Origin of the sequence: Pimelobacter simplex (assembly GCF_900114845.1) — a bacterium.
Taxonomy (GTDB): domain Bacteria; phylum Actinomycetota; class Actinomycetes; order Propionibacteriales; family Nocardioidaceae; genus Nocardioides; species Nocardioides simplex.
In genome coordinates, this window is sequence record NZ_FOUK01000008.1 from 45,851 (window position 1) to 72,607 (window position 26,757).

At 72.9% G+C, this 26,757-nt stretch carries 23 protein-coding genes and 1 tRNA gene; 12 read left to right on the forward strand and 12 right to left on the reverse strand.

The genetic code is table 11. The features are described 5' to 3' along the window. Positions 1-130: 130 nt before the first annotated feature. The 5 genes from BM223_RS26360 to BM223_RS26375 all read right to left on the reverse strand — a co-directional run bounded on the left by BM223_RS26360 (position 131) and on the right by BM223_RS26375 (position 4,716). On the reverse strand, positions 131-874 hold the full coding sequence (locus BM223_RS26360) for a succinate dehydrogenase/fumarate reductase iron-sulfur subunit (protein ID WP_038677449.1): 744 nt from the start codon (positions 872-874) through the stop codon (positions 131-133). An 11-nt stretch (positions 875-885) separates the two neighbouring features. Next, positions 886-2,910 (reverse strand): fumarate reductase/succinate dehydrogenase flavoprotein subunit, encoded by a 2,025-nt coding sequence (locus tag BM223_RS26365; RefSeq protein ID WP_038677450.1) that lies wholly within the window; start codon positions 2,908-2,910, stop codon positions 886-888. 13 nt (positions 2,911-2,923) lie between these two features. Continuing rightward, the gene (locus BM223_RS26370; protein WP_235319178.1) at positions 2,924-3,565 is read right to left on the reverse strand and encodes a succinate dehydrogenase cytochrome b subunit; all 642 of its coding nucleotides are present in this window, start codon (positions 3,563-3,565) and stop codon (positions 2,924-2,926) included. Between the two features lie 174 nt (positions 3,566-3,739). After that, positions 3,740-3,868, reverse strand: a complete 129-nt coding sequence (locus BM223_RS30165; protein ID WP_250636630.1) for a Dyp-type peroxidase — start codon at positions 3,866-3,868, stop codon at positions 3,740-3,742. After that, positions 3,808-4,716: a Dyp-type peroxidase gene (locus BM223_RS26375; protein WP_250636631.1), complete on the reverse strand. Its 909-nt coding sequence runs from the start codon at positions 4,714-4,716 to the stop codon at positions 3,808-3,810. Before BM223_RS26375 ends, BM223_RS30165 begins: the two co-directional genes overlap by 61 nt. 109 nt (positions 4,717-4,825) lie before the next feature. On the opposite strand from BM223_RS26375, the gene BM223_RS26380 reads away from it, so the two are divergent. The 6 genes from BM223_RS26380 to BM223_RS26410 all read left to right on the forward strand — a co-directional run bounded on the left by BM223_RS26380 (position 4,826) and on the right by BM223_RS26410 (position 14,036). Further along, a complete protein-coding gene (locus BM223_RS26380; RefSeq protein ID WP_038677452.1) occupies positions 4,826-7,132 on the forward strand; it encodes an FdhF/YdeP family oxidoreductase in 2,307 nt (768 codons plus the stop codon). After that, positions 7,116-8,117, forward strand: a complete 1,002-nt coding sequence (locus tag BM223_RS26385) for an FUSC family protein (protein WP_218030678.1) — start codon at positions 7,116-7,118, stop codon at positions 8,115-8,117. Before BM223_RS26380 ends, BM223_RS26385 begins: the two co-directional genes overlap by 17 nt. A 9-nt stretch (positions 8,118-8,126) precedes the next feature. Next, positions 8,127-11,405: a formate dehydrogenase gene (fdh, locus tag BM223_RS26395; protein WP_248700264.1), complete on the forward strand. Its 3,279-nt coding sequence runs from the start codon at positions 8,127-8,129 to the stop codon at positions 11,403-11,405. Next, complete coding sequence (locus BM223_RS26400; RefSeq protein ID WP_052138329.1) at positions 11,405-12,346, forward strand: 4Fe-4S dicluster domain-containing protein; 942 nt, start codon at positions 11,405-11,407, stop codon at positions 12,344-12,346. Before fdh ends, BM223_RS26400 begins: the two co-directional genes overlap by 1 nt. Beyond that, complete coding sequence (gene nrfD / locus BM223_RS26405) at positions 12,346-13,425, forward strand: NrfD/PsrC family molybdoenzyme membrane anchor subunit (protein WP_038677456.1); 1,080 nt, start codon at positions 12,346-12,348, stop codon at positions 13,423-13,425. The genes BM223_RS26400 and nrfD overlap by 1 nt, the downstream gene beginning before the upstream one ends. Before the next feature lie 107 nt (positions 13,426-13,532). Beyond that, positions 13,533-14,036, forward strand: coding sequence for a hypothetical protein (locus tag BM223_RS26410; protein WP_038677457.1), 504 nt, complete (start codon positions 13,533-13,535; stop codon positions 14,034-14,036). Positions 14,037-14,183: 147 nt separating this feature from the next. Here the strand turns inward: BM223_RS26410 and selD are convergent, their stop codons facing one another. Further along, entirely contained in the window at positions 14,184-15,179 is a 996-nt protein-coding gene (gene selD, locus BM223_RS26415; protein ID WP_038677458.1) for a selenide, water dikinase SelD, read from the reverse strand. Positions 15,180-15,216: 37 nt separating this feature from the next. On the opposite strand from selD, the gene BM223_RS26420 reads away from it, so the two are divergent. From BM223_RS26420 to selB, 3 genes are all read left to right on the forward strand, one after another. Beyond that, positions 15,217-15,312 (forward strand) — tRNA-Sec (locus BM223_RS26420). A gap of 30 nt (positions 15,313-15,342) precedes the next feature. Beyond that, complete coding sequence (selA, locus tag BM223_RS26425) at positions 15,343-16,584, forward strand: L-seryl-tRNA(Sec) selenium transferase (RefSeq protein WP_052138330.1); 1,242 nt, start codon at positions 15,343-15,345, stop codon at positions 16,582-16,584. Next, positions 16,584-18,377, forward strand: coding sequence for a selenocysteine-specific translation elongation factor (selB, locus tag BM223_RS26430; RefSeq protein WP_038677459.1), 1,794 nt, complete (start codon positions 16,584-16,586; stop codon positions 18,375-18,377). Before selA ends, selB begins: the two co-directional genes overlap by 1 nt. Here the strand turns inward: selB and BM223_RS26435 are convergent. From BM223_RS26435 to BM223_RS26445, 4 genes are all read right to left on the reverse strand, one after another. Next, positions 18,374-18,775: a rhodanese-like domain-containing protein gene (locus BM223_RS26435; protein WP_038677460.1), complete on the reverse strand. Its 402-nt coding sequence runs from the start codon at positions 18,773-18,775 to the stop codon at positions 18,374-18,376. The genes selB and BM223_RS26435 overlap by 4 nt on opposite strands. A 7-nt stretch (positions 18,776-18,782) precedes the next feature. Further along, entirely contained in the window at positions 18,783-18,902 is a 120-nt protein-coding gene (locus BM223_RS30260) for an MFS transporter small subunit (protein WP_425319926.1), read from the reverse strand. After that, entirely contained in the window at positions 18,899-20,275 is a 1,377-nt protein-coding gene (locus BM223_RS26440; protein ID WP_038677461.1) for an L-lactate MFS transporter, read from the reverse strand. Before BM223_RS26440 ends, BM223_RS30260 begins: the two co-directional genes overlap by 4 nt. 133 nt (positions 20,276-20,408) lie before the next feature. Next, positions 20,409-21,323 (reverse strand): LysR family transcriptional regulator, encoded by a 915-nt coding sequence (locus BM223_RS26445; RefSeq protein ID WP_038677462.1) that lies wholly within the window; start codon positions 21,321-21,323, stop codon positions 20,409-20,411. A gap of 39 nt (positions 21,324-21,362) precedes the next feature. On the opposite strand from BM223_RS26445, the gene BM223_RS26450 reads away from it, so the two are divergent. From BM223_RS26450 to BM223_RS26460, 3 genes are read left to right on the forward strand one after another with little or no spacing between them, the layout of a single operon-like run. Continuing rightward, positions 21,363-22,022, forward strand: a complete 660-nt coding sequence (locus tag BM223_RS26450; RefSeq protein WP_052138331.1) for a DUF1345 domain-containing protein — start codon at positions 21,363-21,365, stop codon at positions 22,020-22,022. Positions 22,023-22,069: 47 nt separating this feature from the next. After that, complete coding sequence (locus BM223_RS26455) at positions 22,070-22,669, forward strand: TetR/AcrR family transcriptional regulator (protein ID WP_038677463.1); 600 nt, start codon at positions 22,070-22,072, stop codon at positions 22,667-22,669. Next, positions 22,666-24,471, forward strand: coding sequence for an alpha/beta fold hydrolase (locus BM223_RS26460; RefSeq protein ID WP_038677464.1), 1,806 nt, complete (start codon positions 22,666-22,668; stop codon positions 24,469-24,471). Before BM223_RS26455 ends, BM223_RS26460 begins: the two co-directional genes overlap by 4 nt. Here the strand turns inward: BM223_RS26460 and BM223_RS26465 are convergent. Together BM223_RS26465 and BM223_RS26470 are read right to left on the reverse strand one after the other, a co-directional pair. Next, positions 24,468-25,235: a crotonase/enoyl-CoA hydratase family protein gene (locus BM223_RS26465; protein WP_038677465.1), complete on the reverse strand. Its 768-nt coding sequence runs from the start codon at positions 25,233-25,235 to the stop codon at positions 24,468-24,470. The genes BM223_RS26460 and BM223_RS26465 overlap by 4 nt on opposite strands. Continuing rightward, complete coding sequence (locus tag BM223_RS26470) at positions 25,232-26,737, reverse strand: AMP-binding protein (RefSeq protein ID WP_038677466.1); 1,506 nt, start codon at positions 26,735-26,737, stop codon at positions 25,232-25,234. The genes BM223_RS26465 and BM223_RS26470 overlap by 4 nt, the downstream gene beginning before the upstream one ends. Between the last annotated feature and the right edge of the window lie 20 nt (positions 26,738-26,757).

The following is a 26,757-nucleotide window of genomic DNA, read 5'->3' on the forward strand; positions in this document are numbered from 1 at the left end:
CCGCAACCTCCGCACTTCGAGCCCGCAACCCCCGCACTTCGAGCCCGCAACCCCCGCACTTCGTGGCGAAAACACGAGCGCCGCACCAGCCGGGGCTGGTACGGCGCTCGTGGGGTGGACGTCGGAGCGGTCAGTGACCGTTCTTGAGCGCGGTGCGCAGGTCCTTGTTGAGCTGCGAGATCACGTCGAGCGGGATCTCCTTGGGGCACGCCGCGGCGCACTCGCCGATGTTGGTGCAGCCGCCGAAGCCCTCGTGGTCGTGCTGGCCGACCATGTCGACGACGCGCGACCAGCGCTCCGGCTGGCCCTGCGGCAGCTCGCCCAGGTGGGTGATCTTGGCACCCACGAAGAGGGACGCCGACCCGTTGGGGCAGGCGGCGACGCAGGCGCCGCAGCCGATGCAGGTCGCCACGTTGAAGGCGCGCATGGCCTTGTCGCGGGGCGCCGGCACCGAGTTCGCCTCGGGGGCCGAGCCGGTGTTGGCGGAGATGAAGCCGCCGGACTGGATGATCCGGTCGAACGCCGAGCGGTCGACGATGAGGTCCTTGACCACCGGGAAGGGCTCGGCGCGCCACGGCTCGATGGTGATCGTGTCGCCGTCCTTGAACGAGCGCATGTGCAGCTGGCAGGTCGTGGTGACCTCCGGGCCGTGCGCCTCGCCGTTGATCATCAGCGAGCACATGCCGCAGATACCCTCGCGACAGTCGGAGTCGAACGCGACGGGCTCCTCGCCCTTCTCGTTCAGCTGCTCGTTGAGGACGTCGAGCATCTCGAGGAAGCTCATGTCCGCGGAGATGTCCGCCACCTGGTAGGTGTGGAGTCCGCCCTTGTCGTTGGGTCCGGCCTGGCGCCAGATCTTCAGGGTGAGGTTCATTCCGCCCGCGCTCACTTGTAGCTCCGCTGCTTCATCTCGATGGCCGTGTAGATCAGGTCCTCCTTGTGCAGGACGGGCTGACCCTCGTCGCCGCCCCACTCCCAGGCAGCCACGTAGGCGAACTCGTCGTCGTGGCGCAGCGCCTCGCCGTCGTCGGTCTGCGACTCGGCACGGAAGTGCCCGCCGCAGGACTCGCGCCGGTTGAGGGCGTCGATGCACATGAGCTCGCCGAGCTCGATGAAGTCGGCGACGCGGCCGGCCTTCTCGAGGCTCTGGTTGAGGGTGTCGGCCGAGCCGAGCACCTTGAGGTTCGACCAGAAGTCGGCCTTGAGCTCGCGGATCATGTCGATCGCCTTGCGCAGGCCGTCCTCGGTCCGCTCCATGCCGCAGTACTCCCACATGATGTTGCCCAGCTCCTTGTGGTAGCTGTCGGCGCTGCGGGTGCCGTTGATGGAGAGGAACTTCTGGACCCGGTCCTCGACGCTCCGGCGCGCCTCGACGACGGCCTCGTGGGTCTCGTCGATCTTCTCGAACGGGCCGTCGGCGAGGTAGTCGCGGATGGTGTTCGGGAGGACGAAGTAGCCGTCGGCCAGGCCCTGCATGAGGGCCGAGGCGCCGAGCCGGTTCGCGCCGTGGTCGGAGAAGTTGGCCTCGCCCGAGACGAAGAGGCCCGGGATGTTGGACTGCAGGTGGTAGTCGACCCACAGGCCGCCCATCACGTAGTGCACGGCGGGGTAGATCCGCATGGGGACCTCGTACGGGTTCTCGCCCGTGATCCGCTCGTACATGTCGAGGAGGTTGTCGTACTTCTCCTCGATGGCGTCCTTGCCGAGGCGCTTGATCGCGTCGCCGAGGTCGAGGTAGACGCCGCGGCGGAAGTCGCCCACGAGCGGGCCGACGCCGCGACCCTCGTCGCACATGTTCTTGGCCTGGCGGGAGGCGATGTCGCGGGGGACCAGGTTGCCGAAGGACGGGTAGATCCGCTCCAGGTAGTAGTCGCGGTCCTCCTCGGGGATGTCCCGCGGGTCCTTCTCGCAGTCCTCCTTCTTCTTCGGCACCCAGATCCGGCCGTCGTTGCGGAGCGACTCGGACATCAGGGTCAGCTTCGACTGGTGGTCGCCGGAGACCGGGATGCACGTCGGGTGGATCTGCGTGTAGCAGGGGTTCGCCATGTAGGCGCCCTTGCGGTGCGCACGCCACGCAGCGGTGACGTTGGAGCCCATCGCGTTGGTGGAGAGGAAGAAGACGTTGCCGTAGCCGCCCGTGGCGAGGACGACGACGTCGGCGAGGTGGGTCTCGATCTCACCGGTGACCATGTCGCGGGCGATGATGCCGCGGGCCTTGCCGTCGACGACGATCAGCTCGAGCATCTCGTGGCGGGTGAAGGACTCGACCGTGCCGGCCGCGACCTGGCGCTCCATCGCCTGGTAGGCGCCGATGAGGAGCTGCTGGCCGGTCTGGCCGCGGGCGTAGAACGTGCGGGAGACCTGGACGCCGCCGAACGAGCGGTTGTCGAGCAGGCCGCCGTACTCGCGGGCGAAGGGGACGCCCTGCGCGACGCACTGGTCGATGATGTTGGCGCTGACCTCGGCCAGGCGGTAGACGTTCGACTCGCGCGAGCGGTAGTCGCCGCCCTTGACGGTGTCGTAGAAGAGACGGAACGTCGAGTCGCCGTCCTCCTTGTAGTTCTTGGCCGCGTTGATGCCGCCCTGGGCGGCGATCGAGTGCGCCCGGCGCGGGGAGTCCTGGTAGCAGAACGACTTCACGTTGTAGCCGGCCTCGCCGAGCGTGGCGGCGGCGGCGCCGCCAGCCAGGCCGGTGCCGACGATGATGACGTCGAGCTTGCGGCGGTTGGCCGGGTTGACCAGGCGGTTCTCGAACTTGCGGGTGGTCCAGCGGTCCTTGATCGGGCCGGTCGGCGCGACCGGGTCGACCAGCTTGTCGCCGAGGGTGTAGTAGCCGCGCGCGTCGTCGGACTTCTGCTCGGACGGTCCGTTGAGGGGGGTGAGCCCGTCGTGGAGGGTGCTTCCAGCCATCTTGGGGTGGTCCTTACTTCTCGATGATGCCGACGAGGACGAACAGCGGGACCAGCGAGAAGCCGCCGGCGACCACGATCGCCACGACCCAGCCGGCCGCCCGGGCACGCGCTCGCGAGACGGCCGAGCCGGTCAGGCCCAGCGTCTGCAGCGAGCTGAAGGTGCCGTGGTGCAGGTGCAGGCCGAGCGCCACCATCGCGAGCAGGTAGATGACCGTCATCCACCAGGTGTCGAACGTGTCGACGACCAGGTGGTACGGGTTGTCGCCGCCGGTGTCACCGTTGCTCGGGTTGATCTTGACGATAGTGAAGTTGAGCAGGTGCCAGACGATGAAGACCAGCAGGGTCACGCCGCCCCAGCGCATGGTGCGCGAGGAGATCGACGAGCCGTTGTTCTTCTTCACGGCGTACTTGACCGGCCGGGCCTTGGCCGCGCGGCGGGCCAGGATGACGGCGGAGGCCACGTGCGCGATCAGGGCGAGGATGAGGCCGACGCGCATGATCCAGAGGAAGCCCGAGTAGGGGAGCATCGGCTCACCCAGGACGCGCAGGTGGTGCGCGTACTCGTTGAAGGACTCCTCACCGGCGAAGGCCTTGAGGTTGCCGTACATGTGCCCCAGCACGAAGCCGATGAACAGCAGGCCGCTCACGGCCATGAGGAGTTTCAGGGCGATGGTCGAACGGGCTGCACGGGAGCCCTTCACCAATTCGGGTCGCGTCGTCGTTGCCACAGGGGGCCACGCTACCCCCGCTACTGACTAGTAGGTGACCGGGATCATGTGAGATACGCACGTAAGGCAACCCTTACCCACGCGCTCGGGGGTCGGCGGTCAGCGCTCCACGGCGTCCGCGGCGGCGTCGAGGAAGTCGGTCGAGGGGACGAAGAAGAGCGTGCCGGTCAGCGCCTCGGAGAAGTCGAGCACCCGGTCGTGGTTGCCGGCCGGCTTGCCGACGAACATGTTCTCGAGCATCTCCTCGATGACGCCGGGATCCTTGGCGTAGCCGATGAAGGAGAGGGTCGAACTCGGTGGCGGCATGACCGCATGTTGTCGCGCAGGATGTCGCGCTCGGTGCCGTCGGCGTCGACGATCGTGGTGAGGGCGACGTGGGAGTTGGCCGGCTTCACGTCGTCGGGCAGCTCGACGTCGTCGGCCTTGGTGCGGCCGATGGCCTGCTCCTGCTCCTCGACGCCGAGCGCCTTCCAGCCGGCGAGGTCGTGGACGTACTTCTGGGTGATCACGTAGCTGCCCCCGGCGTACGCCGCGTCCTCGGCGCCGATGAGCGCGGCCTCGGCCCGCTCGTCGCCCTCCGGGTTCTCGGTGCCGTCGACGAAGCCGAGCAGGTCGCGCTGGTCGAAGGAGCGGAAACCGTGCACCTCGTCGACCACCCGGGCCACCCCGGCCAGCCGGCCGACCAGGTGCTGGGCGAGCTCGAAGCAGAGGTCGAGCCGGTGCGCGCGGAGGTGGAAGAAGAGGTCGCCCGCGGTGGCCGGCGCGTGGTGCCGGGCGCCGGTGACCTCGCGGAACGGGTGCAGCCCGGCCGGCCGGGGGAGGGCGAAGAGCCGGTCCCACGCGGTCGCGCCGATGCCGGCGACACAGGTCAGGTCGCCCTCGGGGATCCGGAAGCCGACCGAGCGGCGCAGTCCGCCGACGTCCGCGAGCAGCGCGCGCACGGTGTCGGCCGTGGGGTCGGGCGTGGTGGCGGTCGTGGTGGCGGAGCCCGGGGTCTCGTCCTCGAGGGTGAGCGTCAGGAAGATCGCGGCCTCGGTCAGCGGGGCGAGGACCGCCTGGGGCGTGGGGCTCGGCACCGAGCCGACTCTACGGGACCTCGGGGGCTCCCGGCGTCATAGAAAGTGCTTATCAAGCGATGGAAGATTGATCTTTGACGGTCATTGACGAGCAGGGGACGCTGGAGGGGTGAGCGCCAGCGGCCCGACCGAAGACCCGCGCGACGACCTGCGGGTCACCGCTCCGAAGAGGGTGGCCGCCGGCGTCCCGGCCGTCGCCCACGCGATGGAGTACTCCCTGGCCCAGGCCGGGCCGAGGCGCACCCTGCTGACCCTGCTGAGCCTCAACCAGGCCGAGGGCATCGACTGCCCCGGCTGCGCGTGGCCCGACCCGCAGCACCGGCACAAGAACGAGTACTGCGAGAACGGCGCCAAGCACGTCAGCGACGAGGCGACCACACGCCGGGTGACGCGCGAGTTCTTCGCCGCGCACCCCGTCGACGAGCTCGACCGGAAGTCCGACCTGTGGCTCAACCAGCAGGGCCGGCTGACCGAGCCGATGGTCAAGCGTCCCGGCGCCACCCACTACGAGCCGATCGGCTGGGACGAGGCCCTCGGCATCGTCGCCGACGAGCTCACGGCGCTCGGCTCGCCCGACGAGGCGATGTTCTACACGTCCGGGCGGCTCAACAACGAGGCCGCCTTCCTGCTCCAGCTCTTCGCCCGCGCGTACGGCACCAACAACCTGCCGGACTGCTCGAACATGTGCCACGAGTCGAGCGGATCGGGCCTGGGGGAGACCCTCGGCATCGGCAAGGGCAGCGTCTCGCTCGACGACATCCACGAGTCCGACCTGGTCTTCGTGGTCGGCCAGAACCCGGGGACCAACCACCCCCGCATGCTCTCCGCGCTCGAGGAGACCAAGCGCAACGGCGGCAAGGTGATCGCCGTCAACCCGCTGCCCGAGGCGGGCCTGTTCCGTTTCAAGAATCCCCAGAAGGCGCGCGGCGTGGTCGGGCGCGGCACCGAGATCGCCGACCAGTTCCTCAAGATCCGCCCCGGCGGCGACCTCGCGCTCTTCCAGATGCTCAACCGGCTGCTGCTCGAGGCCGAGGACGCCGCACCCGGCACGGTCCTCGACCACGACTACATCGCGGCCCACACGACCGGCTTCGACGCGTTCGCCGCCCACGCCCGCACCATCACGTGGGAGCACGTGCTCACCGCCACCGGACTGACCCGCGCCGAGATCGAGCAGGTCCACGCCCAGGTGCTGGCCAGCCGCCGGATCATCGTGTGCTGGGCGATGGGCCTGACCCAGCACAAGCACGGCGTGCCGACGATCCGCGAGCTCGTCAGCTTCCTGCTGCTGCGCGGCAACCTCGGCCGCCCCGGCGCCGGCGTGTGCCCGGTGCGCGGGCACAGCAACGTCCAGGGCGACCGCACGATGGGCATCTGGGAGCGGGTGCCCGACCGGTTCCTCGACGCGCTGGCCGCCGAGTTCGACTTCGCACCGCCGCGCGCGCACGGCTACGACTCCGTGGCCGGCGTCCGGGCGATGCGCGACGGCCGGGCCAAGGTGTTCGTGGGCGTGGCCGGCAACTTCGTGCGGGCGATGTCCGACAGCGACGTCACCGAGGCCGCGCTGCGGTCGTGCTCGCTGACCGTGCAGATCTCCACCAAGCTCAACCGCTCCCACACGGTGTGCGGCGAGACGGCGCTGATCCTCCCGACGCTGGGCCGCAGCGACCGCGACGTCCAGGCGAGCGGCGAGCAGTTCGTCACGGTCGAGGACTCGATGAGCGAGGTGCACCAGTCCCGTGGCCGGCTGGCGCCCGCCTCGCCGCACCTGCTCAGCGAGGTCGCGATCATCAGCCGGCTGGCCCGGCGCACCCTCGGCCCCGGCGGCGCGATCCCGTGGGAGGACTTCGAGGCCGACTACGCACTGGTCCGCGACCGGATCGCCCGGGTCGTGCCCGGCTTCGAGGACTTCAACGAGCGGGTCGCCGTACCGGGGGGATTCCGGCTGCCCAACCCGGTCAACTCCGGTGTGTTCCCCACGCCCAGCGGCAAGGCGGTGTTCGTCGTCAACCAGCCGGAGTGGATCGAGCCGCCGGCCGGCCACCTCGTCCTGCAGACCCTGCGCTCGCACGACCAGTGGAACACCATCCCCTACGCGATGAACGACCGCTACCGCGGCATCCACGACGCCCGGCGGATCGTCATGGTCAACCCCGACGACCTGGCCGAGCTGGGGCTGGCCGACCGCGACCTGGTCGACCTGGTCAGCGTGTGGACCGACGGCAGCGAGCGCCGGGCCGAGGGCTTCCGGGTGGTCGCCTACCCGGCCGCGCGGGGCTCGGCCGCGTCGTACTACCCGGAGACCAACGTGCTCGTGCCCCTCGACAGCGTCGCCGAGATCAGCAACACGCCCACCTCCAAGGGAGTGATCGTGCGGCTGGAGCCCGCGGGTGGCGCGGGTGCCGCCGCCGGCTGACCGGCGCCACGCCGCCCGGGTCCTGCTCGGGCTGCTCGTCCCCGGCCTCGTGCTGCTGGCGGTGGGTCGCCCCGAGCTGATCCTGTACGCCGTCCTCGGCTCCTTCGCCGGCATGTACGGCCGGGGCGAGCGACCCGCGGAGCGGCTGCGGCACCAGCTCCACGGTGCGGGGATGCTCGTCACCGGGGTCGCTCTCGGCACGACGCTCGCGGCGACCGGCGCAGGTCCCGGCGTGCTCGTCGGCTGCGTAACCGCCTTCGCCACGCTCGGCTCGCTGGTCACCGACGCGCTGCGACTGCGCCCGGGCGGGCCGTTCTTCGGCATCTTCGCGCTCGGCGCCACCGCGAGCGTCGGCGCGGACCTCGTGAGCCCCCTCGGCGCCGTCCTGATCTGCGCGGCGACCGCGGGGTGGTGCCTGGGGCTGGGGATCGTGGGTGCGGCGCTTGTAACTACGTGTTCAGACCTCTACCCGGGCGTTCATGCTGGTCACAACACCCGGGTAGTAGTTCGAACACGTAGTTACAAGCAGGCCCTGCGCTACGCCCTGGCCACCGCGACCGCCGGCCTGGCCGGGCTGGCGCTGGGGGTCGAGCACGCCAACTGGGCGATGGCCGCGGCCGCCGTACCGCTGGCGATCGTGACGGCGGGCGACCCGATCGACCTGCGGGCGGTGGTCGAGCGGGCGGGGCACCGGATCGCCGGCACGTTCGCGGGGCTCGTCGTCACCGCGGTCGTGCTGCTGCCCGAGCCGCGGCCCGCCGTCCTGGCGCTCGTCGTGATGGCGCTGCTGTTCCCGACCGAGCTCTTCCTCAGCCGGCACCACGGCGTCGCGCTCGGCTTCTTCACGCCGCTAATCATGATCATGACCGAGCTCGCCGCGCCCACGGAGCCGCTCGGCCTCCTCGTCGCGCGCGGCGCCGACACCCTGCTGGGCGTCGCCGCGGGGGTCGCGGCGGCCGCGCTCGTCCCGGGTCGCGAGAGGTAGGGTCGGTCCATGGCTGCGTGGAGCCCTCTCGAGTGGCCCGTCCTCCGCCAGGTCCTGACCGGCGACCGGACCGGGCGCGGGGCCGCGGTGCAGTCGGCCCGCACCCGGCAGATCGAGTCCCGCAACGCCACGGCCGACCGGGTCGTGCAGAGCGTCTGCCCGTTCTGCGCCGTCGGCTGCGGCCAGAAGGTCTACGTCAAGGACGACAAGGTCGTCCAGATCGAGGGCGACCCCGACTCGCCGATCTCGCGTGGGCGGCTGTGCCCCAAGGGCTCGTCGAGCGAGCAGCTCGTCAACAACCCCCTGCGCCAGACGAAGATCCGCTACCGGGCGCCGCACGCGACCGAGTGGACCGACCTCGACCGCGACACCGCGATCGACATGATCGCCGACCGCTTCCTCGCGGCCCGCCGGCACGGCTGGCAGGACCACGACGAGCACGGGCGCCCGCTGCGGCGCACGATGGGGATCGCCTCGTTGGGCGGCGCGACGCTCGACAACGAGGAGAACTACCTGATCAAGAAGCTCTTCACGGCCGCCGGCGCCATCCAGATCGAGAACCAGGCCCGTATTTGACACTCCGCCACGGTTCCCAGTCTGGGAGCCTCGTTCGGGCGTGGCGGTGCCACGCAGTCCCTCCAGGACATGGCCAACGCCGACTGCATCATCCTGATGGGCGGCAACATGGCCGAAGCGCACCCCGTGGGCTTCCAGTGGGTCAGTGAGGCGCTCGCCAAGGGCGCGAAGATGATCCACGTCGACCCCCGGTTCACCCGGACGTCGGCCGTGGCGACCAAGCACGTCTCGATCCGGGCCGGCTCGGACGTCGTCTTCCTCGGCGGCCTGATCAACCACATGATCAGCAACGAGCTCTACTTCCACGACTACGTCGTCGCGTTCACCAACGCCGCGACGCTGGTCAGCGAGGACTTCCGCGACACCGAGGACCTCGGCGGCCTGTTCTCGGGCTTCGATCCCGAGACGGGCAAGTACGACCCGTCCACCTGGGCCTACGCCGACCCGGCGGGCGGCACCGTCACCGGGCCGTCCGGCGAGGAGCACGGCGCCAGCGCATCGGCGCGGGCCGCGGGCCACGAGTACGGTTCCGGCGGTCCGCCGCTGGAGCACGCGAGCGTCCTGCGCGACGAGACGCTGCAGCACCCGCGCACCGTCTTCCAGGTGCTCAAGCGGCACTTCTCGCGCTACACGCCCGAGATGGTGCGCGACATGTGCGGCATCAGCATCGACGACTTCGAGTACGTCGCCCGCACGATCGCCGAGAGCTCCGGGCGCGAGCGGACCACCTGCTTCGGCTACGCGACGGGCTGGACCCAGCACACGCTGGGCGCGCAGTTCATCCGCACGGCCGCCGTCCTCCAGCTGCTGATGGGCAACGTCGGCCGGCCCGGCAGCGGCATCATGGCGCTGCGCGGGCACGCCAGCATCCAGGGCTCGACCGACATCCCGACCCTGTTCAACCTGCTGCCCGGCTACCTCCCGATGCCGAGCGTCGGGCGCCACGACAGCTACCGCGAGTACGTCGACTCGATCGGCTCGAAGCAGCAGAAGGGCTACTGGGCGTACGCCGAGACCTACGTCGTCAACCTGCTCAAGGCCTGGTGGGGCGAGGCCGCTACGGCCGAGAACGACTGGGCCTACGACTACCTGCCGAGGCTCAGCGGCGCGCACGGGACCTACCAGACCACCGCCGACATGCGCGACGGCAAGGTCGAGGGCTACTTCGTCCTCGGCCAGAACCCCGCCGTGGGCTCGGCCAACGGCCGCCAGCAGCGGCTCGCGATGGCGCAGCTCAAGTGGTTGGTGGTGCGCGACCTCAACATGATCGAGTCCGCGACCTGGTGGAAGGACGGGCCCGAGATCGAGTCCGGCGAGCTGCGCACCGAGGACATCGCGACCGAGGTCTTCTTCATGCCGGCCGCCACCCACGTCGAGAAGGCCGGCTCGTTCACCCAGACCCAGCGGATGCTCCAGTGGCGGCACCAGGCCGTGCAGCCGCCGGGCCAGGCGCAGAGCGAGCTCGACTTCTTCCACGAGCTCGGCGTGCGGATCCGGGCGCGGCTGGCCGGCTCGACCGACCCGCGCGACCGGCCGCTGCTCGACCTCACCTGGGACTACCCGCCCGACGCCCACGGCAACCCGGACCCGGAGGCGGTGCTCGCCGAGATCAACGGGTACGTCGTGGACGACCGCGCGCCGCTGTCGGCGTACACGGAGATGAAGGCCGACGGCACGACCGCCGGCGGCTGCTGGATCTACACCGGCGTCTACGCCGACGGCCGCAACCAGGCCGCGCGCCGGGTGCCTCAGGGCGGCGGGGGAGTGACCCAGTCGGAGTGGGGCTGGGTGTGGCCGGCCGACCGGCGGATCCTCTACAACCGCGCCTCCGCCGACCGCGACGGCAAGCCGTGGAGCGAGCGCAAGGCCTACATGTCGTGGGACGACGCGCAAGGCCGGTGGGTCGGACCCGACAACGTCGACTTCCCCGTCGACAAGCACCCGCACGCCCGTCCCGACCCGTCGCTCGGCGGTGCCGAGGGCCTGGCCGGCGACGACCCGTTCGTCATGCAGGCCGACGGCAAGGGCTGGCTCTACACGCCCAAGGGACTCGTCGACGGACCGCTGCCCGCGCACTACGAGGCGGCCGAGTCGCCGGTCCGCAACGCGCTCTACGCACAGCAGCAGGCGCCCGCACGGGTGCTGCTCGCGCGGTCGGACAACATGGAGGCGCCGAGCGCGGGCGAGCCGGGCGCCGACGTCTACCCCTACGTGTTCACGACGTACCGGCTGACCGAGCACCACACCGCGGGCGGGATGAGCCGCTGGTCGCCGTACCTGGCCGAGCTGCAGCCCGAGATGTTCTGCGAGGTCTCGCCCGAGCTCGCCGCGGAGCGCGGCCTGGTCAACGGCGGCTGGGCGACGATCGTCTCGCCGCGCGCGGCGATCGAGGCGCGGGTGCTGGTGACCGACCGGATCCGGAGCCTGACCATCAACGGCCGCGAGGTGCAGCAGGTCGGCCTGCCCTACCACTGGGGGGTCGGCAGCGACGCCGTCGTCACGGGTGACGCGGCCAACGACCTGCTCGGCGTGATGATGGACCCCAACACCCAGATCCAGGAGTCGAAGGTGGCCTCGTGCGACGTGATCGCCGGACGGCGCCCGCGCGGCGCGGACCTGCAGCGGCTCGTGGCGTCGTACCAGCAGCGGGCGGGGACGACGCCGGAGACGGGGACCCGGGCCGTGACCGATCCGGAGAAGGAGGGCTTCTGATGGAGCAGCCGCCCCGCAAGGGCTTCTTCACCGACACCTCGATCTGCATCGGCTGCAAGGCCTGCGAGGTCGCGTGCAAGGAGTGGAACCACAACCCGCGCGACGGCGACCTCGAGCTGACCGGGATGTCGTACGACAACACGGTCTCGCTGGGCGCGAGCACCTGGCGGCACGTGGCGTTCGTCGAGCAGGGGCGTGACGCGATCGCCGCCGCCCGCACGTCGGGGCGGGCGCTGGTCTCGCTGGGGATGCCGTCGGTCGGCGCTCCTGCTTCAGCGGTGCCGGCTCCGGACGTGGCACCGCCGGACACCCCGGAGTTCCGCTGGCTGATGGCCTCCGACGTCTGCAAGCACTGCACCCACGCGGGCTGCCTCGACGTGTGCCCGACGGGCGCCCTGTTCCGCACCGAGTTCGGGACCGTCGTCATCCAGCCCGACGTCTGCAACGGCTGCGGCACCTGCGTGGCCGGCTGCCCCTTCGGCGTCGTGGAGCGGCGCAGCGACGGCACCGCCGCGCCGACGTACCGCGAGGGGCACCGCAAGGGCGAGCAGCCGCCGGTGCCCAAGCGGGGCGTCGCGCAGAAGTGCACGCTCTGCTACGACCGGCTCCTCGACGACGAGACGCCCGCGTGCGCGAAGACGTGCCCGACGACGTCCATCAAGTTCGGCGACCACACGTCGATGGTCGCGTCCGCGCGCGAGCGGGTGGCCGAGCTGCACGCGCAGGGGATGACCGAGGCCCGGCTCTACGGCGCCAACGAGCTCGACGGCGTCGGCGGCACCGGCTCGGTCTTCCTGCTCCTCGACGAGCCCGAGGTCTACGGGCTGCCGCCCGACCCGCGGGTCTGCACGGCCGACCTGCCGACGATGTACAAGCGCGCGGGCGTCGCCATGGCCGGGATGGTCGCGGCGGCCGCGGTCGCGTTCTGGAAGGGGCGTTGATGAGCGAGTACGACGAGCTGCGGCCGCCGGAGGTGCGCCGCCGGCGGCGCGGGGCCGGCGGGCGGCGCCGTCCTGGCGGGCGGCGGGGCGGTCGGGCCGAGGAGCTGATGGTCCCGGAGGCCGAGTTCACGTCGTACTACGACAAGCCGATCGTGAAGGCCCCGCCGTGGGGGCACGAGATCCCGGCGTACCTCTTCCTCGGCGGGATCGCCGGCGGCTCCGGCCTCCTCGCCGCGGGCGCCCAGCTGACCGGCCGCACGCTGCTGCGCCGCAACGCGCGTCTGTCGGCGATGGCCGCGGTCGGTCTCGGCGGCGTCGCGCTCGTCGCCGACCTCGGCAAGCCGAGCCGGTTCTACAACATGCTGCGGACCTTCAAGGTGACCTCCCCGATGAGTGTCGGCTCGTGGATCCTCACCGCCTTCGCAGGCGGTCTGACCGTCACCGTCGGTGCCGAGGTCGACCGGCTGGCCGGCGCGCGACTGCCCCTGGGCCCGCTGCGACCAGTGCTGCGCGCCCTCGAGGGGCCCGCGGGTATCGAGGCAGCAGTGTTCGCGGCGCCGCTGGCCGGCTACACCGCCGTCCTGCTCGCCGACACGGCCGTCCCCACCTGGAACGCCACCCACCGCGACCTGCCGTTCGTCTTCGTCAGCTCGGCGAGCCTCGCCTCGGCCGGCCTGGCCATGGTCACCACGCCCGTGTCCGAGGCCGGGCCCGCCCGGGTCCTCGCGGTCCTGGGCGTGGTCGGCGACGTCGTGGCGATGAAGGCCATGGAGCGCCGGATGGACCCCGTCGCCGCCGAGCCCCTCCACCACGGCTCCGCCGGCACGATGCTCCGCTGGAGCGAGCGCCTCGCCGTCGCCGGCGCGGTCGGCGTGCTCGCCGGCGGACGTCGTCGTCCGGTCGCGGTCGTCGCGGGCCTGGCCCTGATGGGCGCCTCGGCCCTCACCCGCTTCGGCGTCTTCGAGGCCGGCATCCACTCGACCAAGGACCCGCGCTACGTCATCGAGCCGCAGCGGCGGCGGTTGGCGGCGCGGCGGGCGGCGGGCGAGACGGGCGACTCGATCACCACGGCCGGCTGACCGTCGTACCGGGAGGCTGTGGACGGCGGAGCGCAGCAGCACCCGTTCTCTGGTTCGCTCGGGGCATGCCCGTGCCCGCGCCGAGCCTGCCTCGGGGAGCACACGTCGTGGTCGACGAGAGCAAGGCGAGCGACTACCTGGTGGTCGCGACCTGGGTCTCCTCGGCGAAGGTCGTCAGCATTCGTCGCGAGCTCAGGTCGCTGCTGCGGTCGAACCAGGCGCGCCTGCACTTCCAGAAGATGAGCCACGCTCACCGCCGGCGCGCGATCGAGGTGATCGCCGGTCTGGACGTGACGGCGGTCGTCTACCGGTCGAAGGTCCGCGATCCGCGGGAGGCGAGGGCGGAGCTGATAGGCGCGGTCCTGGAGGAGGCACGAGCGACTGCGGCCCAGCGTGTGGTCGTCGAGCGCGACGACGCAGCAGTCGCCCTCGACGCGGCTGTCGCTCGGCAGCTGCGGTCGGAGGTGATTCACCTGCGCGCGGTCGAGGAGCCCTTGCTCTGGCTCAGCGATGCCACGGCGTGGTGCGTGCACCGCAGCGGTGACTGGCGCACCGCGGTGGCGCCGATCATCCGGGACGGGACGCTCCCGAAAAGAAGCGAACCCGGTTAGGCCGCCGATGAAGGGCGGACTGCCGGGTTCGCTCTCAGGCTAGGTCGGTGGAGCGTCTTGTGCAAGGACAGATCCCGGCTGACCGTCGTACCGGACGAAATGGTCGTGAATTCGCCGAAATCACGACCATTTTGTCCGGTACGACGGTCAGCGGCCGACCTCGATGCCGGGGCTCGCCACCGTGTGGCCGACCACCGGGTACCCCGGCACCTCGCCCACGATCAGCAGCCCGCCTGACGTCTGCGCGTCGGCGAGCAGCAGCAGGTCGTCCTCGCCGACCCCGGCGCCGGGGCGCAGGTGCGGGCGGACCCAGTCGAGGTTGCGCCGGGTCCCGCCCGACACGTAGCCGGCGGCGAGCGCGACCACGGCGCCGTCGACGACCGGTACGGCGCCGAGGTCCACCACGGCGCCGACGCCGGAGGCGCGGCACAGCTTGTGGAGGTGGCCGAGGAGGCCGAAGCCGGTGACGTCGGTGGCGGCCCGGGCGCCCGCGGCGAGGGCGGCGGCGGAGGCGTCGCGGTTGAGGGAGGCCATCAGCTCGACGGCGTGGGGGAAGACCTCGCCGGTCTGCTTGTGGCGGTTGTTGAGGAGGCCGACGCCGATCGGCTTGGTGAGGGTGAGGGGCAGGCCGGCGACGGCGGCGTCGTTGCGCAGGAGCCGGTCGGGGTGGGCGACGCCGGTGACGGCCATGCCGTACTTGGGCTCGGGGTCGTCGATGGTGTGGCCGCCGATGACGGGGCAGCCGGCCAGGGTGGCGACGTCGAGGCCGCCGCGGAGCACCTCGCGCAGGAGCTCGGTCGGGAGGACGTCGCGCGGCCAGCCCATGAGGTTGATCGCGACGACGGGCGTCCCGCCCATGGCGTAGACGTCGGAGAGGGCGTTGGCGGCGGCGATCCGGCCCCAGTCGTAGGGGCTGTCGACGACGGGGGTGAAGAAGTCGGCGGTCGAGAGGACGGCCAGGTCGTCCCGCACCCGGACGGCGGCCGCGTCGTCGCCGTCGTCGACGCCGACGAGGATGTCCGGCCCGGTCTGGCCGACGAGGTCGCGGACCGCGTCCTCGAGCTCGCCGGGCGGGATCTTGCAGGCGCACCCGCCCCCGTGCGCATAGCTCGTCAGGCGACCGACCTCGGCGGGTGCAGACATGGCTCGACCCTACGGCCGACTAGGTTGGTCCCGGCGGGGAGGCGTATGGGTTCCTGGTGGGCCCCCCGGTCTTCAAAACCGAGGAGGCCGAGCAGCTCGGCCTGGCGGGTTCGATTCCCGTCCGCCTCCGCCACGAGCCGACGAGGTGGACCCAGGAGGACCGGTGAACCAGGACGACCCCCGGCGCCGGATCCCGCGCACCGACCACCTGCTCGCGCTGGTCCGCGACGTCCAGCAGCAGGCGCGCGAGGGCCGGATCGCCCCCGAGGACGTCGAGTCCGCCGTGCTCGCGCGGGTCCGCGCGAGCGCCACCACGCTGCGCCCGGTGCTCAACGCGACCGGCGTCGTCGTCCACACGAACCTCGGCCGCGCGCCGCTCGGCCCGGCGGCCGTCGAGGCGCTCGTCTCCGCCGCCCGGTACGTCGACGTCGAGCTCGACCTCGCGACCGGAGCCCGCTCGCAGCGGGGTCTCCAGGCCCGGGCGGCGCTGCGGGCGGCCTGCCCGGCCGCCGAGGACGCGCTCGTGGTCAACAACGGCGCCGCCGCGCTGGTGCTCGCCACGACCGCGCTGGCCGCCGGCCGCGAGGTGGTGGTCAGCCGCGGCGAGATGGTCGAGATCGGGGCGGGCTTCCGGCTGCCGGACCTCATCGCCTCGACGGGTGCGCGGCTGCGCGAGGTCGGCGCGACCAACCGGACGCACCTGCGCGACTACGTCGACGCCATCGGGCCGAACACCGGCTGCGTGCTCAAGGTCCACCCCAGCAACTTCCGGGTCGAGGGCTTCACCAGCGAGGTCACCGTCGCCGAGCTCCGGGCCGCGGTCGGCGACCTGCCGGTGGTGGCCGACCTGGGCAGCGGCCTGCTCCACCCCGACCCGGCGCTGCCCGACGAGCCCGACGCCACGACGGCGCTCGACGCCGGCGCCGACCTCGTCATCGCGAGTGGCGACAAGCTGCTCGGCGGCCCGCAAGCAGGGCTCCTGCTCGGCTCGAAGCAGCTGATCGAGCGGCTCGCGAAGCACCCGCTGGCCCGCGCGGTCCGGGTCGACAAGCTCACCCTGGCCGCGCTCGAGGCCACCTTGAGCGGCCCGCCGTCACCGGTCACGGCGGCGCTGCACGCCGATCCGGACGCCCTCCACCGCCGCACCGAGCGCCTCGCCGACGCGCTCGGCCTGCCGGTGGTCGCCCACGACGGCCGGGTCGGCGGGGGAGGAGCGCCCGGCGTACCGCTCGCCGGGTGGGCGCTCCGGCTGCCCGAGAGCGCCGCCGGCCCGCTGCGCACCGGCGACCCGGCGGTGCTGCCCCGGGTCCATGACGGCGCCTGCCTGGTCGACCTGCGCTGCGTCCCCGAGGACGACGACGACCGCCTCCTGTCGGCCCTGCGCCGCGTGCTCGAAGCCCGCTGATGGCGTACGTCGTCGCGACCGCCGGCCACGTCGACCACGGCAAAAGCACGCTGGTCCGCGCGCTGACCGGCATCGAGCCGGACCGGTGGGCCGAGGAGCGCCGGCGCGGGCTCACCATCGACCTCGGCTACGCCTGGACGACGCTGCCCCGCGGCGCGCACGTCGCCTTCGTCGACGTGCCGGGCCACCAGCGGTTCGTCGGCAACATGCTGGCCGGCCTCGGGCCGGCGCCCGTCGTGCTGTTCGTCGTCGCCGCCGACGAGGGGTGGCGGGCGCAGAGCGACGAGCACCGCGACGCCGTCGCCGCGCTCGGCATCGACCGCGGTGTGGTCGCGCTGACCCGGGCCGACCGGGCGACGCCGGAGCAGCTCGCCGCGACCCGCACCCAGGTGGCCGAGGGCCTCGCCGGGACCGGCCTCGCCGACGCCCCGGTCGTCGCGGTCTCGGCCGTCACCCGGGCCGGACTCCCGAGCCTGGTCGCCGCGCTCGAGGACGTCCTCACGGCCACCCCCGCGCCCGCCGCCGGCCGGCTGCGCCTCTGGGTCGACCGCTCGTTCAGCGTCGCCGGCGCGGGCACCGTCGTCACGGGCACGCTCGCCACGGGGGCCATCGCGGTGGGCGACGAGGTCGAGCTCCTCGGCCGGTACGGCGCCCGCGCCGCGACCGTGCGCCGGATCGAGAGCGAGGGCGGTCACCGCGACCTCGCCGAGCCGGTACGACGGGTCGCGCTCAACCTCCGCGGTCCGTCCGCCGACGAGGTCGGCCGCGGTGACGCGGTGGTCGCGCCCGGCACCTGGCAGACCTCCGCGCTGGTCGACGTCCGCCGCACGAGGGGACCGGAGGGCCCGCTGCCCGAGCAGCTGCGGCTGCACGTGGGCACCGCCGCCGTCCCGGTGCGGGGGCGGCCGCTCGGCGACGCGCACCTGCGGCTGCGCCTGGAGCACCCGCTGCCGCTGGCGATCGGAGACCGGCTGGTGCTGCGCGACCCGGGCAGCGGTCTCGTCGTGGGTGCGCTCGTGCTCGACGCGGATCCGCCCGAGCTGCGGCGGCGGGGCGATGCGGCGCGGCGCGCGGAGGTGCTGGCGAGCCGTGGCCCGGACGGAGACCTGGCCGCCGAGGTGGCGCGCCGCGGCGCCGTCCCGGTGGCGCGGCTGCGGCTGCTGGGCCTGCTCGCGACGGACGCAGCCGAGCCACCTGCCGGCGTGCTGGCCGAGCAGGGCTGGTGGGTCGACGCGACCTCGTGCGCCGGCTGGGCCGACCGGCTGGCGCGCGCGGTCGCCGACAACCACGAGCACGACCCGCTGGCGGTCGGCCTCTCCCGGGGCGCGGTGCGCGCCGCGGCCGGCGTCCCGGCGGACGAGCTCGTCGACCTGGTGGTGCGCACGGCCGGGCTGGTCGCGGAGGGCGGCTACGTCCGTGCGGCCGACCGCCCCGCAGGGCTCGGTCCGGCCGAGGCCGCCGTCGCCACGCTCGAGGAGCGGCTGGCCGAGCACCCGTTCGCGGCCCCCGAGGCCGACGACCTGACCCGGCTCGGGCTCGGTCCGCGCGAGCTCGCCGCCGCCGAGCGGCAGGGCCGGCTGCTGCGGGTCGCGCCGGGCGTCGTCCTGCTCCCGACAGGGCCGGTGGCCGCGATGCGGGTGCTGTCCGGCCTCGACCAGCCGTTCACCGCGAGCGCCGCGCGCCAGGCGCTCGGCACGACGCGCCGGGTGCTCATCCCGCTCCTGGAGCACCTCGACGGGCGCGGCTGGACCCGCCGGGTCGACGGCGGCGCGGCGCGCGAGGTCGTCCGCTAGAAGACGCGCTCCGGAAGGGTGTCGGCCACCGGCAGCCCGGCCGCCGCCCAGGCACCGAAGCCGCCGTCGATGTCGGTCGCCCCGGTCAGCCCCAGCGCCTGGAGCCGGGCCGCGGCCAGCGACGAGCTGAACCCCTCTTGGCAGAACACGACCGGCCGCAGCCCGGCCACCGCGAGCGGCAGCCGCCACGGACTGGTCGGGTCGAGCCGCCACTCGAGGATCGTCAGGTCGATGGGGAGTGCACCGGGCGGGGCACCGAAGCGCTCGCGCTGGTCCTCGCGCCGTACGTCGACCAGCAGCGCGCCGCCCTGCTGGGCGACGTAGGCGTCGGCGGGGGTGAGCCGGTCGAGGCCGCGGCGGGCCTCGGCGAGCAGTCGGGTGATCGTGGCCTCGGTCATCGCCGGCTCACCCCGTGAACAGCTGGGCGGCGGCCTTGACCGCGTTGGCGAGCCCGTAGACCAGGGGGATGCCGACGATGGTCCAGGCGACCGCGACCCGGGCGGCCTGGCTGGGGTTGTCGTTCATGCGGACTCCTCCTCGTGGAAGCGTGCGGCGACGGGACGGATGAGCAGGTTGGCGACGAAGCCGATGGCGAGCACTCCCACCATGATGTACAACGCGGGCCGGTAGTCGGCAGCGAGCAGCACCTCCTTGCCCCCGCCGACGGCGACCGCGTCGCGGCTGTCGAGGACGCCGTTGACGATGACCGGCCCGAGCACGCCCGCCGTCGACCACGCGGTCAGCAGCCGGCCGTGGATCGCGCCGACCTGGTAGGTGCCGAACAGGTCGCGCAGGTACGCCGGCGCGGTCGCGAACCCGCCGCCGTAGTAGGAGATGATCACCGCGCACAGCACGACGAACAGCGGCGTCGAGCTCGCGCCGACGGTGGCGAGGAGCAGGTAGAGCACCATGCCGACGCCGAGGTACATCACGTAGGTGTTCTTGCGCCCGATGTAGTCGGAAGCCGTCGACCAGGCGAGGCGCCCGCCCATGTTGGCCAGCGACAGCAGGCCGACGAAGCCCGCGGCGACGACGACCGTCACCGTCGAGGTCGCCGGGTCGGCGGCGTCGCGGAAGAAGTCCTGGATCATCTCGGCGGCCTGCTCGAGGATGCCGATGCCGGCGGTGACGTTGCAGAGCAGCACCACCCAGAGCAGCCAGAACTGCGGGGTCCTGATGGCGTTGGCGGCCGAGACGCTCGCGGTGGTGACCATCGGCTTCGCAGTGCTGGCGGCGGGGTCGAAGCCGGCCGGCGTCCAGCCCGGGGCGGGCACGCGCACCGTGAAGACGCCGAACATCATGACGACGAAGTAGGCCACGCCGAGGGTGAGGAAGAGCTTCATCACCGCGTCGCCGTCGGGGCTCGCGCCGCCGAAGCGGGCGAGGAGCTCGCGGGACAGGGGAGCGGCGACCATGGCGCCGCCGCCGAAGCCCATGATCGCCATGCCGGTCGCGAGGCCGGGGCGGTCGGGGAACCACTTGATCAGCGTCGAGACCGGCGAGATGTAGCCGAGACCGAGCCCGATGCCGCCGATCACGCCGTACCCGAGGTAGACGAGCCAGAGCTGCTCGGTGCCGATGCCGGCCGCGGCGACGAGGAAGCCCGCACCCCAGCAGCACGCGGCGGTGAACATGGTGCGGCGCGGCCCGACCCGGTCGACCCAGGTGCCGAAGAGCGCGGCGGAGACGCCGAGCATCACGATCGCGATCGAGAAGACGAAGCCGATCGCGGTCAGGCTGGTGTCGAAGTGGTGGACGAGCGCGTCCTTGTAGACGCTGGTCGCGTAGACCTGGCCGATGCAGAGGTGGACGGCGAGCGCGGCGGGCGGGATGAGCCAGCGGCTGTAGCCCGGTGGGGCGACGGTGTGGGCGCGGTCCAGGAACGAGAGCGCGGGCACGCGCACCTCCTCGGGTCGACGTCGGGAGCAGGGGTCGACCCGGAAAGGGCTCCCGGACGCCCGCTGCGACCCTAGGAAGCGCGACGTGCCGCGGTCAAAGAGGAACCGTGGATCGGGCGGGAAACGTCGATGATCAGTGGCCGGAGGCCTGGTCGAGCAGCGCGGCGAGGTCGACCTCGCGTGCGGTCTCGACCATCGCCCGGGCCAGCAGCGACTCCGGGCCGTGCCCGGCGAGCACGAGCCCCACCTGGTGGCTGCGGCGCGGCGTCGGCAGCGGGACGGCGCGCAGCCCCTCCGGGACGCCGAACGTCGGCAGCCACGCGTGCGGGACCACGCTGCACAGGCCCATCGAGGCCACGTGCGCGTAGACGGCCGACACGGTGTCGGTCTCGACGACGACGTGCGCGGTGCGGCCGGTGTCGGCGAGGTGGCCGTCGATGATCCGGCGGTTCTGCATGTCGCCGGTCAGCAGGCACAGCGGCGCGCGGGCGGCGTCGTCCCAGGTGACCGACGTGCGGGTGCCGTGCTCGCCGTCGGCGGGCGTGAGCAGCAGGTAGCGCTCGCGGTAGAGCGGGACGACGCGCACCTGGCCGAGCGGCTCGCCGTCGACGTAGGTCATGCCGACGTCGATGTCGAAGTCGTTGAGCCGGTGGACGATCTCGCGCGAGGACATCGACAGCAGCCGGACGCCGACCAGCGGGTGCCGCGCGCGCACCGGTGTGGTGAGCAGCGGCGACACCGTCAGCGCCGTCGGGATCGCGCCGATCCGCAGGGTGCCGGTCAGGCCGGCGCGCATGGTGGCGATCGTCTGGTCGAGGGCGGTGCGCTCGGCGATCATCCGCTGCGCCCAGCGCAGGACCTCGGTGCCCTCGGGGGTGAAGCCCTCGAACCGCTGGCCCCGCTTGACGACCTGGACGCCGAGCTCCTGCTCCAGCTTGCGGATGCCTGCCGACAGGGCCGGCTGCGTCACGTGGCACGCCTCGGCGGCGCGGCCGAAGTGCTCCTCGCGTGCGAGCGCCGCGAGGTACTCCAACCGGCGCAGCAGCATGGGACATCAGTACCACGCGCCGTCAGTACGCTGAGCCGCATGGCAGCGAGCCCCGTTCCCGCCCGGCGCCCGCGCCTGGTCGCCACCGCGCTCCCGCGGCTGCTCTCCGCCCTCGTCGCCGGCGTCGCCGTCGCGGTCGTGGGCGGGCTGCTCGCGGCGGCCGAGATCGGCGTCCTGACCGGGGTCGCGACCGCCGGCGCGGTGTACGTCGTCCTCGGCTGGGTGGTGCTCTGGCCGATGGACGCCGCCGCCACCCGCGCCAACGCCACCCACGAGGACCTGCGTCCCGCCGCCGACGAGGTCGTCGTCGCCTGCGCCGCCGTGGGCGGCCTGGTCGGCGTCGTCATGCTCCTCGTCGCCGGCCACAGCGACACCAAGGACGCCGCGGCCGCCCTCGCCCTCGCCGCCGTCGCGATGGCCTGGGCCTCGGTGCACTTCATGTACGCCACGCGCTATGCGCACCTCTACTACTCCGACACCCCCGGCGGGATCGACTTCAACACCACCGAGCCGCCGGCCTTCCGCGACTTCCTCTACTTCAGCTACAACCTCGGGATGACCTACCAGGTCTCCGACACGGCGGTGCAGAGCTCGGCGATCCGCGCCGTGGTGCTGCGGCACTGCCTGATCTCGTACGTGTTCGGGGCGGCGATCATCGCGACGACGATCAACCTGGTGGTGGGGATCGTCCAGGCGTAGGAGCGGCCCCGCTTGGCGGAATATGTAGACCGGTCTATTCTGTGGTCATGGCATCCAAGGGAGACCTGACCAAGGCGCGGCTCGCCGAGTCCATGCTCGAGCTCATCCAGACCAACGGCTACAGCGGCACGGGCCTCAACGCCGTCATCGAGCACGCGGCAGCCCCCAAGGGGTCGATCTACTTCCACTTCCCCGACGGCAAGGAGGGGCTGGGGATCGCGGCGGTCGAGCTGGCCGCGCGGCAGTTCGAGACGCTGATCGCCGAGGCGGCCGTCTCCGCGGGCAGCCCGGCCGCCGCGGCCCGCGCCGCGATCGAGGCCCTGACCGCCATCGTCAGCGAGAGCGACTTCCGGCTGGGGTGCCCGGTCTCGGTGGTCACCCTCGAGATGGGCGCGGAGAGCGAGCGACTGCGCGAGGCCTGCCTCGCCGCGTTCGAGTCCTGGATCTCCCCGACGGCGGCCTTCCTCGAGGCCAGCGGCCTCGCGCCGGCCGAGGCGCGGTCGCTGGCGACCGTCGTCGTCTCGACGATCGAGGGGGCGGTCATCGTCGCGCGCGCCATGCGGAGCATCCGTCCGCTGGAGGCGGCCGCCGACGTCGTGGCCGACCTCGTCGAGCAGCGCTGCCAGGCCGCCGGAGGGACGCGATGAGCTCGCGCGAGGAGTCCCGCCAGGCGCTGGTCCTCGGGGCCTCGGGCCTGGTCGGCCGGCACCTCGTGCTGGCCCTGGCCCAGGCGGGCGCGGAGGTCACGGCGGCGGTCCGCACCGCCGAGTCCGGAGCACGGGTCGAGCAGTGGCTCAGGGAGCACGGCCTGACCCGCGGCATCAGGACGACGCTCGTCGACTTCGAGGCGGACCCGATCGTCGCCGGCGGCCCCGCGGCCCTCGCGCACGTCACCGAGATCCACAACTGTGCCGGCTCCTACCGGTTCGGCATGACGGCGCACGAGGCGCGCACCGCGAACGTCGGCATCGTCGAGAGGCTGCTCGACCTCGCCGCCGACCTCCCCGACCTGCGGCGCGTCGTCCACGTCTCGGGCTACCGCGTCGGCGGGCAGGACCCGTCGTCCCTGCCGTGGTCCGACGACCACCGCGCCGCGGTCTACCGGGAGCTGGGTGCCTACGAGGCCTCCAAGGTGGAGTCCGACCTCCTCTTCCAGGCCGGGGCGCAGGAGCGCGGCGTCCCCTGGACGATCGTCAACCCGAGCAGCGTGATCGGCGACAGCGTGACCGGGGAGTCCGACCAGCTCATCGGACTGGCGACCACCATCGAGCAGGTCTGGGACGGCACGGCCGCCGCGCTGCCGGGTGGCGCGTCAACGTTCCTCCCGGTCGTGACGGTCGACCACCTGGCCGCGTTCATGGCAGCTGCGGCCGTCGACCCCGATGCGGTGGGCCGGGCCTACTGGGTCCTCGACGACGACACCCCGCCGCTCGCGGACCTGCTCACGCACGTCGGCCGGCACCTCGGCGCGAAGGTGCCGCGGGTGCGGATGCCGGTCGGTGTGGTCAAGCGGCTGCCGCGGGCGCTCACCAAGGCGGACCCCGAGACGCTCACCTTCCTGTCGGCCGACCGGTACCCGACGGCGTCCGCCGTCGAGCTCGCCGACCGGCACGGCCTCCGGATGCCCGATGCACGGGTGTCCCTCGAGCGCTGGGCCGACCACCTGGCCGCCCACCGGTTCGGTGCCGCCCCGGCCGGCGACCGCCGCTTCGTGACCGCGGGCGGCCTGCGGACGTTCGAGCTCGGCGAGCCCGGCTCGCGCCGGGTGGTCCTTCCGGGCCTGCCCGTCAACGCGGACACGTGGGCCGAGGTCGCCGCCGGGATCGGCGCCCGCGCCGTCGACCTGCCCGGCCTCGGGCTCAGCGGCGGGACCGGCGTCCCGGACTGGGAGCAGTGGCTGCCGGCGGTGCTGGGGGAGGAGCCTGCGGACGTCGTCGGTCACTCCATCGGCGCGGCCGCGGCCGTCGTCGCGGCCGACCGCTTCCCGGCGCGGGTCAGGTCCCTCACGCTGGTGGCGCCGTTCTTCCTCCAGGCCCCGATGGGCGCGTCGGCCCGGCTGCGGCCGCTCGTGCGCACCTACCTGCGGCACACGGACCCGGCCCGGCTGTCCCGTCAGCTGACGGGCGCCGGAGCGAGCGCGGCCGCGCTGGAGTCCAGCGTCAGCGACCTCAGGCGACGCAGCGCCGGCCGGGTGGCCGAGCACCTCGCCCGGGCGGCCTCGACGCAGTGGCGTCGTGAGCTGCGGGAGGCGCTGGCGCGATTCGGCGGTCCGGTCCGCATCATCACGGGAGCCGACGACCCGCTGGCCGCGGACGCGGTCGAGCAGCTCGCGTCGGTGCCGGGCGTCGAGCTGGTCGTGGTGCCCGGCGCCGGGCACCACCCGCAGCTGACCCACGGCCGCGCTCTCGTCGAGCTGCTGGAGGGATCGCTCGCGCCGCGGACCGCCTAGATGTCGTCGAACGACCCGCCCCGGCCCTTGCCTGCGGCGAACCGGCCGGCCCCGTCGACGCCGTCGGCGACGAGCGAGACCATGCCGACGGCGAGCTCGCGACGCAGCGCCGACTCCTCGGTCTCGCCCCACTGGGCGCGGGCGGCCTGACGATCGCCGCGCAGGCAGGTCTGGGGCATCCGCGCGATCTCGTGGGCGAGGGCGACGGCCGCCTCGCGTGCCGTCCCGTGGGGGACGACGCGGTTGACGAGGCCGAACGACAGCGCCTCGGCCGCGTCCACGGGGCGGCCGGTCAGGATGAGGTCCATGGCCCGGCTGTGCCCGATCAGGCGGGGCAGGCGGACGGTGCCGCCGTCGATGAGGGGGACGCCCCAGCGGCGGCAGAAGACACCGAGGGTGGCGTCCTCGTCGGCGACGCGGAGGTCGCACCAGATCGCGAGCTCGAGGCCGCCGGCCACGGCATGGCCGTGGATCGCGGCGATGACCGGCTTCGACAGATCCATCCGGGTGGGGCCCATCGGGCCGTCGCCCTCGGGGGAGACCCGGTTGCCCTGGGGGGTGCCGACGGCCTTGAGGTTCGCGCCGGCGCAGAAGGACGGCCCGTCGCCCGCGAGGACGGCGACCTTCGCGTCCGAGGCCTCGAACTCCCGGAACGCGGCGGCCAGCTCGGCGGCCATCGGGCCGTCGACCGCGTTGTGCCGCTCGGGGCGGCTCATCACGATGGTCGTGACGTCCCCGTCGGTCTCGATGCGGACGTCGTTCACCGGGTCTCCTCCCAGAGCGGCTGGCGCAGGGCGCGGCGCAGGATCTTGCCGACGGCCGACTTCGGGATGGCGTCGACGAAGTGCACGGACTTGGGGGCCTTGTGGGCCGCGATCCGGGCGCGGACGTGCTCGATGAGCTCGGGCTCGTCGGCCGTCGCCCCGGGGCGGAGGGTGACGAAGGCGGTGACCGCCTCGATCCACTTCTCGTCGGGGGCGCCGACGACGGCGCACTCGGCGACGGCGGGGTGCGCGGCCAGGGCGTCCTCGACCTCGCGCGGGTAGACGTTGTAGCCGCCGGTGATGATCATGTCGCTGGTCCGGTCGACCAGGTGCAGGTAGCCGCGCTCGTCGAAGCGGGCCAGGTCGCGGGTGCGCAGCCAGCCGTCGCCGGTCAGCGAGCGGGCGTTGAGCTCGTCGGCCTCGAAGTAGCCCTGCATCCGGAACGGTGCCTTGAGCGCGATCTCGCCGATCTCGCCGGCCGGCACCTCGGCGCCGTCCTCGTCGACGAGGCGCAGCTCGACGTCGGTGGCGGGCATCCCGCACGCACCCCACAGGGTGGGATCGGCGTGGGCGTGCTGGTCGAGGACCGCGATGCACAGCGGCGCCTCGGTCTGGCCGTAGTACTGCGTGAGGATCGGGCCGAAGACCTCGATCGAGCGCTCCAGCACGGGACGCGGCATCGGGCTCGCGCCGTAGATGACCTTGCGCAGCGAGGAGAGGTCCGCGCCGTCGAGGGCGCCGGAGCCGTGGAGCATCGCGAACATCGTCGGCACCAGGTTGATCTCGGTCGCCCGGTGCCGGGCGATCGCCGCCGCGAACGACGCGGGCTCGAAGCCGGGGAGGATGGCGGACGCGCCGCCGCGGACCCAGTACGGCAGCACGAACGTGCCGCTGGCGTGGATCAGCGAGGCTGCGTGGAGCATCACCGAGTCGGGCTGCGGGTCGAGCAGGTTGGCGAGGATGTTGCTGCAGATCGCGGCATAGCTGCCCTGGGTGTGGACGACGGCCTTGAGCTTGCCCGTCGTCCCGGACGTGTAGAGGAGCAGCGACGGGTCGTCCTCGCTCAGGACGACGTCGGGCTCGCCGACCGGCTCGGCGACCGGCGCCAGGAGGTCGGCGAGCGCGTACGCGCGCAGCCCGGGGATCCGCGCCGCGAGCTCGTCGGCCCGGGCCGCGAGCGCGGCGTCGGCGACGACGACGGTGGCGTGCGAGCCGGTCACCATGTCGGCGTGCTCGTCGAGCGAGAGCCGCGCGTTGAGCGGCACGCGCACCAGTCCGGCCTTGATGGCGGCGAACTCCATGGGGATGGAGTCGAGCCCGTTGCTGACGAGCAGCGCGACGTGGGTGCCCTTGCCGACGCCGTGGCCGGCGAGGTGGTGGGCGATCAGGTTCGCGCGCCGGTCGACCTCGGCGTAGGTGAGCGAGTCGTCGCCGAAGACGAGCGCGGTGCGCTCGGCGAAGGCGGCGGCGCCGCGGCGGACCAGGCTGGCGGCCAGGGTCATGGGGGAGTCTCCTCGCGCTT